Here is a 15,502-nt window from a genome sequence, read left to right on the forward strand (position 1 = left end):
TAATTTACATAAGGAAGAATCATATGAAAAAAGGCTTTAGCTTGATGCTGCTATGGGCAGTGAGTTTGTTTCTCCTGGTTTTTAGCAGTTGGGTAAGCGCAGAGGCTGCGCCAGTCATGAGTGAAGCGCGTACGGTCGCGCAATATAACTACATTATCCATATTTTGGCGATGTTGTTGATTGGTTTTGGCTTTTTGATGGTTTTTGTGCGCCGATATGGTTTTGGTGCTGTGACAGGCACATACCTGGTTGTTGCTGTCGGGTTGCCATTGTATATTTTATTGCGCGCCAATGGCATTTTTGGACACCATTTAGATCCGCATACGCTGGATGCAATATTGTTTGCTGAATTGTCGGTGGCAACAGCATTAATCGCCATGGGAGCGGTGCTTGGTCGTTTGCGTGTATTTCAATATGCGTTGCTGGCGTTGTTACTGGTACCGCTTTATTTGCTTAATGAATGGATTGTATTGGATGACGCGCTTGGTTTGACACCTGGTTTTCAGGATACCGCCGGGTCAGTTGTGATTCATGCATTTGGCGCTTATTTCGGTTTGGCCATGTCGATTGTGTTAACTACAGAATATCAGCGCACCAAACCGATTGAGTCAGATCATACTTCGGATCGTTTTGCGATGCTGGGTTCCATGGTGCTATGGCTTTTCTGGCCAAGCTTTGCGACAGCACTTGCGCCACTCGAGGACATGCCGCAGACAGTCGCGAATACTTTGCTGGCGCTGTCAGGTGCAACGATTGCAACTTACTTTCTGAGTTATAAGTTGAACGGCGGCAAAACGTCGATGGTTGACATGGCGAATGCTGCGCTCGCGGGTGGAGTCGGCATTGGATCGGTATGCGATATTGTATCGCCGACAGGTGCATTTGGTATCGGGTTGCTGGCAGGCGCGATCTCTGTACTGGGATATGTTTTTTTGCTGCCTAAGCTCGAAAGCAAATTTAAGCTTCTCGATACCTGTGGTGTCCATAACTTACATGGTATGCCCGGACTACTGGGCGGATTCAGTGCGTTGCTGGTTGTGCCTGGAGTTGCTACGGCACAATTAACTGGTATTGGCATTACACTTTGCATTGCAGTTGTGGGCGGGCTTGTGGCTGGTATCATTATTAAAATTACCGGTACGACACGCGAACCTTATGAGGATAGTGTCGAGTTTACCCACATGGCGGGGCCAGAAAGTGAACAGGCGTCTGGACAAATGCAGGCACGTATTGAGTCTTTGGAAAAGAAAATCGCTTTACTTACCATGCAGTCTGAAGACAAATCGCTTGAGATGAGAGGGGTAGTCACGGGATTGGAAACTCAAATCGAATCATTAGAAAAAGAAATTAAAGATGCGCAGTCGGTTGAGACACTCCGGCCAAAACCAGAATCTTAAACGTGCTCTGCTGATGAAACTACCCTTCAATCTTATCTATCCAGGCCGTCAAGAGATAGAGGGGTGGTTCATGAAAGCGGACTGTCGGTTTTGGAAAACTCTCTGATTAAACGTGCAACACGGATGCTATGGCTACCTTGCCAGTAAATATGGTTGCAATCGGAGCAAACCAAGAATTTTTCATAATGCTTTTTTGTCAGTGGTTTTAAGCGTTGTGCGATGTTTTGCTTCTCGGTTTGCTTCAGTTTTCCATTGCAAAAAGTGCAACGTGTCAATGGCTTGAAAAAACTGTACATATTGAATCTGGCCAGTACTTCCCTGACTTGAATTTTGGGGGTTTCAACGCGAACAAAGTATCCATGATTAATTATTTTTCGATGCAATAACTTTCGGTCCCGGGTGAGGACAATACGCTGGGTGATGCTGGAGATTTCCGCTATCGCTTTGTCATCGAAATTATTACAGTAAAGGCTGTCAAAGCCAAGTAGTCTGAGATAGCGAGCTAATCTGCCCAAATTGACGTCCACGACAAATCTTGGTTCACCTGATACTTGTGGAGAGAGGTGGCGTAGCGGTGCGATGTTGATTTGTTTGATTGATGCGTTTGCTGGGTGCACATGGATATCATCACCATTTTGGACAATATAATTGAAGTCGACTGAAACACCGTTGACGATTATCAAATCTATTTCGGGATGTGGAACATTGTAAGATTCAATGATATCCTTTATAGAAGTTCGATGTTTAAAGTTATGAACGATGGTCTTGTTTTGTCCATTTGGCGCGATAAAATCTTTAAGTTCCGCATAAAAATGCAGGCGTGCTTGCTTCATAGCGCAAGTATTACATCGGACTGAGATCATATATATGATGTATTTGCATAGAAACTCAAAACTATTTCACGTATAATTCGTCTTTCAAAAGCAGGGCAAATCAGTATTTTCTGCCCGATTTCCTAATCGAGTCAAAATCCAAGGAGTTCTTGTGTCACAACGCCCGCATGCCATTCTCGCACTCGCAGATGGAACTGTTTTTTATGGCGTTTCTATAGGTTTTGACGGCGTTACGACGGGCGAAGTTGCTTTTAACACTGCGATGACCGGTTATCAAGAAATATTAACCGATCCATCTTACTGCCAGCAGATTATCACACTGACTTACCCGCATATTGGCAATACGGGCATCAATTTACAAGATTTTGAATCCGGAAATATTGACAAAGTTTATGCGGCTGGACTAGTGATTCGTGATTTGCCATTGACGGCAAGCAATTGGCGTAAAACGCAGTCTTTGGCCGGTTTTCTTGCAGACCAGCAAGTGGTGGCTATCGCCGAAATTGATACACGCAAGCTTACACGAATATTACGTGAAAAAGGTGCGCAGTCAGGCTGTATTATGGCCGGAAGGATTGATGAGCACGAAGCAATCGAGCATGCGCGTTCTTATCCGGGTTTGGCTGGCATGGACTTGGCCAGAGTTGTTTCTTGCCGAAAACCATACACCTGGGATGAGGGTGAATGGTCACTGGAGTCAGGTTATAAAGTGCAGGCGAACATATGTTTTCATGTGATCGCATTTGATTTTGGGATAAAACGCAATATTCTGCGTAAATTGGCGCAACGTGGCTGCAAAATAACTGTAGTGCCAGCGCAGACATCCGCTGAAGAAGTAATGGCACTGCAACCGGATGGGGTCTTCTTATCAAACGGACCGGGAGACCCGGAGCCCTGTAGTTATGCAATTACTGCAACGCGCGCATTACTGGATAAAAATATTCCAATATTCGGGATTTGCCTGGGCCATCAGTTGCTTGCACTGGCAAGTGGCGCGAAAACCGTCAAAATGAAATTCGGGCATCATGGCGCCAATCACCCGGTGCAGGATGTTAAACGTGAAAAAGTTTTTATTACAAGTCAGAACCATGGCTTTGCTGTGGACATGGATACTTTGCCCAGTAATATTCGTATTACACATGTTTCGCTCTTTGACGGCAGTCTGCAGGGATTTGAGTTGCTTGACAAGCCAGCATTCTGTTTTCAGGGTCATCCTGAGGCGAGTCCCGGACCACATGAAGCTGACTATCTATTTGACCGCTTTATTGAAATAATGCAAAGCTCTAAAAATTAAAGCAAATTAATAATTCTTATAAAAATCAAACAAAAATTCTCATCTGACAATGCCTAAACGTGTCGACATTCAATCCATTCTCATCATAGGTGCTGGACCAATTATTATTGGCCAGGCGTGCGAATTCGATTATTCTGGGGTGCAGGCCTGTAAGGCCTTGCGTGAGGAAGGCTATCGCATCATATTGGTAAATTCTAATCCGGCCACCATCATGACCGATCCAGAAATGGCCGACGCAACCTATATTGAGCCAATAACGTGGAGGATGCTGGAAAAAATCATAGAGCTGGAACGCCCGGACGCGTTGTTGCCGACCATGGGTGGGCAGACGGCGCTCAACTGTGCACTCGATCTGGTCAAACATGGTGTTCTCGATAAATATCAGGTTGAATTGATTGGCGCTTCACGTGAGGCGATCGATAAAGCAGAAGATCGGGAAAAATTTAAACAGGCGATGTCGCATATTGGACTTAACTCAGCACGTTCGGCTATGGCGCACAGTATGGAAGAAGCAATGCAAGTGCAGGCGATGGTGGGTTATCCGGTTATTATCCGCCCTTCTTTTACAATGGGAGGCAGTGGTGGGGGGATTGCCTATAACCGTGAAGAATTTGTCGATATCTGTGAACGTGGATTGGATGCTTCACCGACCAGAGAATTGCTGATTGAAGAATCTGTTATAGGTTGGAAAGAATTTGAGATGGAAGTGGTTCGTGATAAACAGGATAACTGTATCATTATCTGTTCCATCGAGAATCTGGATCCCATGGGTATTCACACGGGTGATTCAATTACCGTCGCACCAGCGCAAACGTTGACTGATAAGGAGTATCAACTTATGCGCGATGCTTCCATTGCAGTGCTGCGTGAGATCGGGGTTGAAACAGGCGGCTCAAATGTACAGTTTGCCATTAACCCGGAAGACGGACGCATGTTGGTCATAGAAATGAATCCGCGCGTATCCCGTTCGTCAGCCTTGGCTTCAAAAGCAACCGGTTTTCCTATTGCGAAAATTGCAGCCAAGCTTGCAGTGGGCTATACCTTGAATGAGCTTGGTAATGATATTACCGGCGGCGTTACGCCGGCATCATTCGAGCCGGCAATCGATTATGTCGTCACCAAGGTGCCGCGTTTTGCCTTTGAGAAATTTCCGCAGACCAATGATCGCCTGACGACACAAATGAAATCGGTCGGTGAAGTGATGGCAATCGGCAGAACCTTCCAGGAGTCGCTGCAAAAAGCTTTGCGGGGATTGGAAACAGGTGTTGATGGTCTGGACGAAATAACGGATAACCTGGAAAAGATTCAATCCGAGTTGGCCAATCCCGGCTCGAATCGCATCTGGTATGTTGCTGATGCTTTTCGCTGTGGTATGACGCATGAGGAAATTTTTCAGCTCACGCACATTGACCCTTGGTTTCTGGTGCAAATCGAAGACTTGGTCAAGCAGGAGCAGTTGCTGTCTAAAAAAAGACTGGAAACACTGGATGAACAAACATTACGCAGATTTAAGCGCAATGGATTTTCTGATCGTAGGCTGGCAAAGCTTCTGAAAACAGACCAAACCGCGGTGCGTATTTATCGTCACCGGTTTAATCTGCGACCGGTTTATAAGCGTGTCGATACCTGCGCTGCCGAATTTGCCACAAGTACGGCATATATGTATTCCACTTATGAAGAAGAGTGCGAGGCGCAGTCGACGAACAATAAGAAAATCATGGTGCTGGGTGGCGGTCCTAATCGTATCGGTCAGGGTATTGAGTTTGATTATTGTTGCGTGCATGCCGCCTTGGCGCTGCGGGAAGATGGGTATGAAACGATTATGGTCAACTGCAACCCCGAAACGGTTTCAACCGACTATGATACTTCGGATCGGTTATATTTTGAGCCGTTGACACTGGAGGATGTGCTGGAGATCGTTGCAGTAGAAAAGCCGGAAGGTGTAATCGTGCAGTACGGTGGACAAACACCGCTTAAACTGGCGCGTGATCTAGAGGCTAATGGCGTGCCGATTATCGGTACCAGTCCTGATATGATTGATTGTGCGGAAGATCGCGAGCGTTTTCAGAAAATGCTGCAGGTCTTGGGATTAAAGCAACCGCCTAATCGTACTGCACGTAATGCTGAAGCGGCTCTGGTTGCTGCTGAAGAAATTGGCTACCCGTTAGTAGTTCGGCCTAGTTATGTGTTAGGAGGTCGTGCAATGGAAATAGTGCACGAGCAAGGCGACTTGGAGCGGTATATGCGCGAAGCCGTCAAGGTATCCAACGATTCGCCTGTTTTGCTTGATCGTTTTCTGACCAATGCAGCGGAGGTCGATATTGATGCTATACATGATGGTGAAACTGTATTAATTGGCGGCATCATGGAGCATATTGAACAGGCAGGTGTTCATTCGGGCGATTCAGCCTGTTCTTTACCTCCTTTCAGTTTGTCGCCGGAAATGCAGGGAGAATTGCGTCGCCAGACTGCGGCCATGGCGCGTGCGTTACATGTGGTGGGTTTGATGAATGTACAATTTGCTATACAAGATGGCACAGTTTATGTTTTGGAAGTCAATCCGCGAGCATCTCGGACGGTACCATTTGTATCCAAAGCGACGGGTTTGCAGTTAGCAAAGATATCTGCGCGTTGCATGGTCGGAAAAACACTTATTCAACAGAATGTTACGCGTGAAATTGTACCTTCATTTTTTTCGGTAAAAGAGGCTGTTTTCCCTTTTATTAAGCTGCCAGGTGTAGATACGATATTGGGACCGGAAATGAAATCTACGGGTGAAGTCATGGGCATGGGCAGTACTTTCGCAGAAGCATTTGTTAAATCTCAACTGGCATCAGATATCCGTTTGCCAAAATCAGGCAGAGCTTTCATTAGTGTGCGTCAATCGGATAAATTTCATGCAATCGAAATCGCACACGATCTTGCGAAGCTTGGGTTTACGCTTTATGCTACAAGAGGAACAGCAGCAACACTAGTTGGAGCAGGTTTGCAGGTGGTTATTGTCAATAAGGTAGCAGAAGGGCGTCCACATATTGTGGACATGATTAAAAATGGTGAAATCAGCTTGATCATTAATACTGTTAAAAATAAACGCAGCGCGATACGTGATTCTTATTCGATTCGTCATGCAGCGCTGCAAGCGAGAGTGACCTACTACACGACTTTGGCTGGTGCGCGCGCTGCATGCGTTGGTATGATCAATATACAGGAATTAAAAGCGTATAATCTGCAAAAACTGCATTCATGACTTTAATGAGAAGAGTAATTTCTGATTGAATAGTGTGAATTAAAAAATTTTAGGACAACAGGGATAAATAGCAATAATGGGTACAATTCCTTTAACTGTGACTGGCGCAGAAGCGCTTCGAAATGAACTGCATGAAATGAAAACGGTGCATCGTCCTGCGGTCATCGCAGCAATAGCTGAAGCACGCTCTCACGGCGATCTTTCGGAAAATGCTGAATATGATGCAGCCAAGGAGAAGCAAGGTTTTATTGAAGGACGTATTGCTGAGTTGGAAAGCAAATTATCAATTGCGCAAATCATTAATCCGGCGCTTATTAATGCTGATGGTGCTTGTGTTTTTGGTGCAACTGTAGCGTTAGAAGATCTACAAAATGGCGAATCGGTCACGTATCAGATTGTGGGTGATGATGAGGCTAATATCAAGAATGGAAAAATTTCGATTAGTTCTCCGACTGCGCGCGCTTTAATTGGTAAATATGAAGGCGATATTGCAGAAGTGCAAGCACCGGGTGGTGTTCGGGAATACGAGATATTGAGTGTTAAGTATATTTGAATGTTATAGATGTGTCAGTTTTGATAGCTGCGTTTGGTGCGACGTGGCTCGCGCTTTTGTTTTTTAGTTGATTTTTTTTGATTGATTTCTTCCGGTCTGGGGCGATAAATTACAAAAGTTTTACCGATATGCTGAATTGATGCTGCATTGAGTCGTTGGCAAATATCTTCGAGCATTGATTCTCTGGCATTGCGGTCGTCCACTTGCACTTTAATCTTAATTAATTCGTGACTAAGTAGTCCTCTATCCAGTTCGCACAAGACGTTGTTAGTTAATCCCGCTTTTCCAATGATTACTACTGGATTGAGCGCATGTCCCTGTGCAGAAAATCGGCGGCGTTGTGTAACACTAAGCGTCAACATAAATTTTACTTATCAAAATATCTATTCTACTTGATGGCGCGAACTAAAACCAGTAATCCATGGATGAAAGAACATGTGAGCGATTTTTTTGTAAAACAGGCAAAAAAAGAAAATTATCGTTCACGTGCTGCATATAAATTACTTGAAATTAATGAACGCGATCATATACTAAAAGCAGGTATGGTTGTTGTAGACTTGGGTGCTGCGCCGGGCAGTTGGTCTCAAGTTGCCCTCTTTAAAGTAGGCGAGAAGGGTAAAGTTGTTGCATTTGATATTCTTGATATGCAACCATTGCCGGGCGTAACCTTTATTAAAGGTGATTTTCGAGAAGAAAGTGCTATTATGATGCTGGATCGTGAGTTGGCGGGGCATTGTCCTGATGTGGTTATTTCAGATATGGCGCCTAACATAAGTGGTATAGGCGTGAGCGATCAGGCGCGCAGCATATATTTGGCAGAACTGGCATTAAGCTTCGCGATGGAGAAACTGAACTACGGCGGCAGTTTTTTGGTCAAAGCTTTTCAAGGAAGTGGGTTTGATCAGTTTTTATATGAGATGCGGGGCGGATTTAAGAAAGTCTTGGTACGAAAACCAAAGGCTTCTCGTGACCGTAGTAGTGAAGTGTATTTGTTAGGGCTTGAAAGAAACTAAAAATACTGAATTCTAATAATTAAATACCTGATAAATTAATATATAAGTAGTTGATAACACAAGCCAAACTTATATTATAGTTGTTCTAATTATATTGCGTTGTTTTTTTTTGTTTTACTCGAGAGTTGAAATTTAAAGCGAGTTGGCGTAAAAAGATAATATTTCTACAGGTGCAAACCAAGGAGCTATTTTGAATAATCTGATTAAAAATATGGCCATTTGGCTTGTAATTGCACTCATTTTGATGACGGTATTTAACCAATTCAGTGTGCGACAACAAGCACAGGTGCCGATTGAATACTCACAATTTATTTCCGAATTAAACCGAGGCCGTATAGCAAAGGTGGTCATTGATGGCCGTACATTGAGAGGTACAAATACGGATGGCGCACGTTTTACTACATATGCTCCGTCGGATCCATGGCTGGTAAGTGATTTGCTTAAATCAGGCGTTGTTATTGAAGCAAAACCAGAGGAAGAACCCTCCATGTTAATGAGCATTTTCATTTCATGGTTTCCAATGTTGTTGCTCATCGCGGTATGGATATTCTTCATGCGTCAAATGCAAGGAGGTGGCCGTAATGGCGGTGCATTCTCTTTTGGTAAAAGCAAAGCACGTATGCTCGATAAATCTCAGAACCCAGTGACTTTTAATGATGTCGCTGGTTGTGAGGAAGCAAAGGAAGAAGTTTCCGAGCTCGTAGAATTTTTGCGTGACCCTACCAAATTCCAAAAACTGGGAGGCCGCATACCGCGTGGTGTCTTGATGGTGGGCAGTCCCGGAACAGGTAAAACACTTTTGGCGCGCGCCATTGCTGGTGAGGCTGGAGTGCCTTTCTTCAGTATTTCTGGTTCTGATTTTGTGGAAATGTTTGTCGGTGTTGGTGCATCAAGAGTGCGCGATATGTTTGAGCAGGCCAAAAAACATGCACCGTGCATCATCTTTATTGATGAGATTGATGCGGTTGGACGTCAACGTGGCGCAGGCCTGGGTGGCGGTAATGATGAACGTGAACAGACGCTCAATCAATTGCTCGTCGAAATGGATGGTTTTGAAGGTGCGATGGGTGTTATTGTGATTGCGGCAACTAACCGCCCTGATGTTCTTGATCCGGCACTCCTTCGCCCTGGGCGTTTTGATCGACAAGTAACTGTACCGTTACCTGATATTCGTGGGCGTGAACAGATTCTTAATGTTCATATGCGCAAAGTACCGTTAGCACCTGATGTCAAAGCTGGTGTTCTGGCGCGTGGAACGCCGGGTATGTCAGGTGCGGATTTGGCTAATCTGGTTAACGAAGCAGCCTTGTTTGCGGCACGTAAAAATAAGCGGCTAGTGGATATGGACGACTTTGAAAGTGCCAAAGATAAGATATTTATGGGGGCCGAAAGAAAGTCAATGGTTATGCCTGAGAATGAACGCAAGAATACGGCTTATCACGAATCAGGGCATGCAGTAGTGGCGTATCTGTTACCTAAAACCGACCCAGTTCATAAGGTGACTATTATTCCAAGAGGACGTGCATTGGGTGTCACAATGCAGTTGCCGACTGAAGATCGCTTTAGTATGGAAAAAGAAGAGATTCTACAAAGACTGGCGGTTATGTTTGGAGGTCGTATCGCTGAGGAAGTTTTTATGCATCAAATGACAACAGGTGCATCAAATGACTTTGAACGTGCGACTGAATTAGCTCGGCAGATGGTTACCCAGTGGGGGATGACTGACTCGCTTGGTCCAATGGTTTACGGTGAAAATGAAGGTGAGGTTTTTCTTGGCCGATCTGTAACCACTCATAAGAACATGAGTGAGGCGACAATGCAAAAGGTTGATGCTGAGATACGCCGTATCGTTGATGAGCAATATGCATTAGCGCGTAAATTGATTGAGGAAAATAAAGATAAGATCGAAGCCATGACGCAAGCTTTGCTGGAATATGAAACCATAGACAGCGAACAGATTAAAGATATCATGGAAGGACGCCCTCCGCGCCCGCCCAAGGCACCGCAATCTACGGTGGAAAAAGCAACTGAAGAAGCACCTTCTGCGGAAGAAGAAACAGATGAAACAGATATTCCACCGCAAGGAGTTGCAAAAGAAAGTACAGAATAGGAACTTTTGCTTCAATTAATTCTCGACTAAGTCGCCAGGACGGGATACGATTAATAAACGTATCCCGTTTTTTATTCCGACATCTTTTAATTACTCTGTTAATGCGGCATCAAATTCATACTTCCAGACGACCGCTTGTGATGGGGATAGTCAATGTAACGCCAGACTCTTTTTCAGACGGTGGGATGTTTTCCTCGACAAGCGATGCTGTAGCTTATGCAAAAAAGCTAGTTGAGGCGGGTGCTGATATTCTGGATATCGGGGGTGAATCAACTCGTCCGGGCAGTTCGCCAGTCAGCATTGACGAAGAATTGAAGCGTGTGATACCGGTTGTAGAGGCATTTGCAAATAAGGATGTCCTTATTTCAGTAGATACTTCCAAAGCGGAAGTTATGCGACAAGCAATTGATGCAGGCGTTGATATGATTAATGATGTCAACGCATTGCGTGCTTGCAAAGCATTGGAAACAGTAGCAGAAAATGATCGTGTGTTTGTATGTTTAATGCATATGCAAGGCAGTCCTGCTAATATGCAAAAAAATCCTCAATATATAAATACCGTGCAGGATGTTTACGATTTTTTGCAAGATCGCATTCAAGTGTCGGTTGCGGCGGGTATTTTAAAACATCGCCTGATTATCGATCCAGGTTTTGGCTTTGGCAAAACATTGCAGCATAATCTTGCATTGTTGAATAAATTGAAATGTTTTACACAATTAAATGTACCTATTCTGGCTGGGTTATCAAGAAAATCAATGTTAGGTGCCATGACAGGTAACGCCGTAGATCAACGTATCCATGAAAGCGTCGCTGCAGCTTTACTTGCGGTGATTAATGGTGCAAGAATCGTACGTGTTCATGATGTAAAAGCAACTAAAGATGCATTATCTATTTTCACTGCTATGCAGGAAAATAGTTAGAATCAATATTTGCTGAATTATAATATTTCTATAGCAGTATACAAGAAAGAGCAGTATTTATTAACTTACACTTTAAACTGTAAATCATTGACTAAGAAATTTTTTGGAACTGATGGTATAAGAGGACGTGTCGGGGAGGATCCGATCACCCCGAATCGTATTTTGAGTTTAGGTTATTCTGCTGGCAAGGTGTTGGCGGCTAAGGACTGGCACCTTATGGAAGGTGAACGTCCTGTAGTGTTAATTGGAAAAGATACCCGCGTATCAGGATATATGCTGGAATCTGCACTGCAAGCTGGTTTATCTGCAGCAGGAGTTGATGTGCTTTTGTCGGGTCCGATGCCAACATCTGCAATTGCATATTTGATCCGTGCGCTTAGACTGCAAGCAGGGATTGTTATCTCAGCTTCACATAATCTGTTTGAAGATAATGGTGTCAAATTTTTTTCTGCTGATGGAACCAAGCTGCCAGATGAAATAGAGCGCCAGATTGAAGCCGGGATTAATGTCCCAATTGTAACGATGCCTTCCTCGCAATTGGGTAAAGTACAGCGGTTGAGAGATGCTAGCGGACGCTATATTGAGTTTTGTAAAAGCACTTTTCCTTATCATCTGGATTTGCGGGGTTTGCGAATCGTAGTCGACTGCGCGAACGGAGCCGCTTATCACATTGCTGGTCACGTATTTCATGAACTCGGTGCTGATGTGGTAACTATAGGCAACGAACCAAATGGATTGAATATTAATCTTGACTGTGGAGCAACACATTGCTCGACATTGCAAGAAGCAGTTAAATTACACCAGGCCGATTTGGGTATTGCGTTGGATGGAGATGGTGACCGTGTTGCAATGGTTGATGAAAAAGGTACGCTGTATGATGGCGACCAGTTAATTTATCTTATTGCCAGGCATCGTCAACAGGCCGGTTTTATGCAAGGCGGCGTTGTTGGTACGTTAATGACCAATATGGCGATTGAAAATGGATTTGAAGGTATGGGTATTCCGTTTCAGCGCGCTAAAGTGGGTGATCGCTATGTAATGGAACTTCTGCGGGAGAATAATTGGTATTTAGGTGGGGAGAGCTCCGGGCATATTATTTGTATGGATAAACATACCACCGGTGATGGGATTATTTCAGCTTTGCAGGTATTACATGCTCTTTGTGATATGCAACTCACTTTGGCTGAGTCATTGCAAGACATTGCGCTTTATCCGTCGCGGCTGGTGAATGTGAAAATTTTGCAACCATTCGATTTTGCGAATCATAGTGAAGTCAGGACAGTTGTTAAAAATGCTGAATCCGATTTGAGTACACAAGGACGTATTTTATTGCGTGCTTCCGGTACTGAACCATTAATACGCGTCATGGTGGAAGGTGAGTCTGATAAAAAAGTTAATTTTTGGGCCGAACAAATTTCAGGTGTGATCCGGAATATTTGTAAATAAGCTATAGACTGATTTTGTGGATTATTTGCGATTACCTGTTAACAGAAAAATATAGAAAATTTTTCTGCGTTGCCTTCGAGGTATTAGTAAAAGTACAAACGCGCGTTTATTACGCCTGAACTCGGCTTTTCACGTGACACATTATGTGTTTTGTTTTCGGATAGATTTACGGTCGCTTAAAATCTGCTTATTTCAGTTTTGTCGCTAGATGTTATCTTTTCTGTCTCAATGACGCTCTGCCGTAACCTGTTTGACTTACCTGTCACGAAATTGTAACAATGTTGTCATACAATTCGACCCGGTATAATAAGAATATTTATATAATTTCTCTAAAAATCTCTAATTTGGAGTGCGTGAATGTTGAGTTTATTACGTTTGAAAGTGTTTGTGGTTGTAATTGCCGTATGCTTCTTTTGTTTAAATACAAATGTTAGTGCTAACCCCATCGTCAGAATTGATGGCTCTAGCACAGTATATCCTATCATAGAAGCGGTGGCGGAAGATTTTCAAATTGCAAAGCGTGGTTCGGTGCGTGTCACAGTGGGTATTTCTGGAACGGGTGGCGGTTTCAAGAAGTTCTGTAGAGGTGAACTGGATATTGTCAACGCGTCTCGGGCGATCACTGAGCTGGAAATGCAGGTATGTAAAAAAACAGGTGTGCAATATATAGAAATGCCTATCGCATTCGATGCTTTAACAGTAGCAATCAATCCAAGAAATAATTGGAGTGAAACTATGAAAATTGATGAATTGAAGCAAATTTGGGAGCCGGGAGCACAGGGTGAAATTAATAATTGGCGTCAAATTAATTCTGATTGGCCTGATAAAAAAATAAAACTTTATGGTGCTGGTGCTGATTCTGGAACGTTTGAATATTTTACTGAGGCAATTGTCGGCAGGGCAAAATCCAGCCGAGGTGATTTTACTGCTTCAGAGGATGATAATGTTCTAGTGCAAGGTGTTGCGAGTGATAAGTATGCACTTGGTTTTTTTGGATTTGCCTATTACATTGAGAATAAAAATAAAATTAAAGCAGTTGCTATCGATAGTGGAAGTGGTGGTGTTATTCCATCTGCGGAAACAGTAGAAAATGGCAGTTATCAACCCTTATCCAGGCCGGTTTTTATATATGTGAATGCGCAATCTACTGGCAAATCTGAAGTTCAGGATTTTGTAAAATTCTTTATGGAAAACGCCGCGGAACTGGTTGCTGAGGTAAAATATTTCCCGTTGTCACCCAAAATTTACGATAATAATCTCATGAACATGAAAAAGAAAAAAGTGGGTACAGTATTTAGCGGTGAATCAGAAGTTGGAGTCAATATAGAGGAAGTGATGAAGCACAATGCACGCATGTAGTTAACGGATTCGTATTTTTCAGGTATTAAGAAATATCAATTTACGGATGTGTTTCTAAGAGTAATACTGCCGATCGATTTAGAAAAGCTATCGCAAGTTTTGCTAAATCAATCGGTTTTTTTTGTGATTCCTTATGAAAAAATGCAGCGTTTGAGGGTCTGAATAAAAGGGTTGTATATTAACTGTAAGGTCGGTGCACAGTGTTATCCAGTCAGTAAACCGTGGGTACACACAAGTTGCATCCATTTAATTGGTTTAATATTCTGAATTATTTGTTATACAATTCGATGTCGAATTGTTCGAGCAGGATTGCTGAGCATATACAAAAAAATAATCGTTTACAGACAAAAATTGGAGAGAATATGAAGGAAGTATCTGGGTGTGGATGGGCAATGAAATTCGGGGGAGCTATTCTGGTTTTGTTTATGGCGCTGCCGGTATATGCACAGTTAATGCTTGCTCATGAAGGGCATCATGATGCGGGTGGATGCGAAATAAAGGGGGGTGAATTTCCAATCACATTCAGTGGTTATGAAGTACCGAAAGGAGATATACCGCCTATGCATTCATTCTGTTCAAATATACCAACACCTGGCAAAGTACAGTTAACTGTAGAATTACCTGACTGGGATTCTCGCGAGATACCTTTGGCTGTGCGTTTAGTTGCAGCTGGACATAAAGGCCATGGTGGTCATAGTGATCATAAGAAACATAATAAAGAAGCTGATAACACTCAGTCGGTAGCCAGTGAAGCGGCTGAAGGTGAAGGGGGGCACAGTGATCATGATATGCACGACCATGAGGGACACGAGAGTAAGGCAGAGGGCGATCCGAGCGCGAATGATATCGTGTATATGCCGTATGCGGCGCATAGTTCGGGAATCGTTGTGGTTTCAGCGGATTTACAAAAAGGGAGTTACGAAATATTGTTGGAAAGAAAAAATGATGGTGGTGATATCGTTGTAGCGGGGCGTGTGCCATTTGTAGTAGGTGGTAGTGGTGGGGGGCATGCTGGACATGGTGGAGGATTCGGTATGATGGAGATTGGTTTGCTAGTTATCGCTGCAGGAGGTGCCGCATTTTATTTTATGCGTCGCAAAAAAGTCGGCGACGAAAGTAAATCTTAACTGTTCATTAGATCGCGCATGTAAATACGTGCTGCCCTTTTTACTGCCGTGTAAGATTGATTGGAGTAGATAAAACTGCTTGACAGTGAAGAGTTGACTGAGTAGTCTTGCCGAGCGGAAGTAAAGAAGAAGAGAGGTGCTGCAAATCTTGCTTTGTACTTGAATGCACAGAGTTTGCGCGGGGAGTTGAGAGGATAGCGCGT

Annotated in this window: 13 protein-coding genes; 10 read left to right on the forward strand and 3 right to left on the reverse strand. The window is 43.6% G+C overall.

Annotated features, from left to right (window positions below):
- Positions 1–23: 23 nt before the first annotated feature.
- A complete protein-coding gene (locus C8R11_RS14425; RefSeq protein ID WP_107796312.1) occupies positions 24–1,397 on the forward strand; it encodes an ammonium transporter family protein in 1,374 nt (457 codons plus the stop codon).
- Between the two features lie 68 nt (positions 1,398–1,465).
- On the opposite strand, the gene C8R11_RS14430 is transcribed toward C8R11_RS14425, so the two are convergent.
- On the reverse strand, positions 1,466–2,230 hold the full coding sequence (locus C8R11_RS14430; RefSeq protein ID WP_107796313.1) for a Mut7-C RNAse domain-containing protein: 765 nt from the start codon (positions 2,228–2,230) through the stop codon (positions 1,466–1,468).
- A 151-nt stretch (positions 2,231–2,381) separates the two neighbouring features.
- On the opposite strand from C8R11_RS14430, the gene carA reads away from it, so the two are divergent.
- The 3 genes from carA (at position 2,382) to greA (ending at position 7,324) form a co-directional block, all read left to right on the forward strand.
- Positions 2,382–3,524, forward strand: coding sequence for a glutamine-hydrolyzing carbamoyl-phosphate synthase small subunit (gene carA, locus C8R11_RS14435; protein ID WP_107796314.1), 1,143 nt, complete (start codon positions 2,382–2,384; stop codon positions 3,522–3,524).
- A gap of 49 nt (positions 3,525–3,573) precedes the next feature.
- Positions 3,574–6,771 carry a carbamoyl-phosphate synthase large subunit gene (carB, locus tag C8R11_RS14440; protein WP_107796315.1) on the forward strand — a complete coding sequence of 1,066 codons (3,198 nt, stop codon included), beginning with the start codon at positions 3,574–3,576 and terminating at the stop codon, positions 6,769–6,771.
- Positions 6,772–6,847: 76 nt separating this feature from the next.
- Positions 6,848–7,324 (forward strand): transcription elongation factor GreA, encoded by a 477-nt coding sequence (gene greA / locus C8R11_RS14445; RefSeq protein ID WP_090700488.1) that lies wholly within the window; start codon positions 6,848–6,850, stop codon positions 7,322–7,324.
- Between the two features lie 14 nt (positions 7,325–7,338).
- On the opposite strand, the gene C8R11_RS14450 is transcribed toward greA, so the two are convergent.
- Complete coding sequence (locus C8R11_RS14450) at positions 7,339–7,686, reverse strand: YhbY family RNA-binding protein (protein ID WP_090700486.1); 348 nt, start codon at positions 7,684–7,686, stop codon at positions 7,339–7,341.
- A 33-nt stretch (positions 7,687–7,719) separates the two neighbouring features.
- On the opposite strand from C8R11_RS14450, the gene C8R11_RS14455 reads away from it, so the two are divergent.
- The 6 genes from C8R11_RS14455 to C8R11_RS14480 all read left to right on the forward strand — a co-directional run bounded on the left by C8R11_RS14455 (position 7,720) and on the right by C8R11_RS14480 (position 15,299).
- Positions 7,720–8,337 (forward strand): RlmE family RNA methyltransferase, encoded by a 618-nt coding sequence (locus tag C8R11_RS14455; RefSeq protein WP_090700484.1) that lies wholly within the window; start codon positions 7,720–7,722, stop codon positions 8,335–8,337.
- A gap of 190 nt (positions 8,338–8,527) precedes the next feature.
- A complete protein-coding gene (gene ftsH / locus C8R11_RS14460; protein ID WP_280142075.1) occupies positions 8,528–10,447 on the forward strand; it encodes an ATP-dependent zinc metalloprotease FtsH in 1,920 nt (639 codons plus the stop codon).
- Between the two features lie 101 nt (positions 10,448–10,548).
- Positions 10,549–11,367 (forward strand): dihydropteroate synthase, encoded by an 819-nt coding sequence (folP, locus tag C8R11_RS14465; protein ID WP_090700481.1) that lies wholly within the window; start codon positions 10,549–10,551, stop codon positions 11,365–11,367.
- A gap of 87 nt (positions 11,368–11,454) precedes the next feature.
- Positions 11,455–12,813, forward strand: coding sequence for a phosphoglucosamine mutase (gene glmM, locus C8R11_RS14470; RefSeq protein WP_090700570.1), 1,359 nt, complete (start codon positions 11,455–11,457; stop codon positions 12,811–12,813).
- A 357-nt stretch (positions 12,814–13,170) separates the two neighbouring features.
- Positions 13,171–14,172 carry a PstS family phosphate ABC transporter substrate-binding protein gene (locus C8R11_RS14475; RefSeq protein ID WP_090700480.1) on the forward strand — a complete coding sequence of 334 codons (1,002 nt, stop codon included), beginning with the start codon at positions 13,171–13,173 and terminating at the stop codon, positions 14,170–14,172.
- Between the two features lie 362 nt (positions 14,173–14,534).
- Entirely contained in the window at positions 14,535–15,299 is a 765-nt protein-coding gene (locus C8R11_RS14480; protein ID WP_107796316.1) for a hypothetical protein, read from the forward strand.
- On the opposite strand, the gene C8R11_RS16555 is transcribed toward C8R11_RS14480, so the two are convergent.
- Positions 15,296–15,502 (reverse strand): hypothetical protein (locus C8R11_RS16555; RefSeq protein WP_219908616.1); only part of this gene is annotated, 207 nt, incomplete at its 5' end. The genes C8R11_RS14480 and C8R11_RS16555 overlap by 4 nt on opposite strands.

Origin of the sequence: Nitrosomonas aestuarii (genome assembly GCF_003046585.1) — a bacterium.
GTDB classification, from domain to species: Bacteria; Pseudomonadota; Gammaproteobacteria; order Burkholderiales; family Nitrosomonadaceae; genus Nitrosomonas; species Nitrosomonas aestuarii.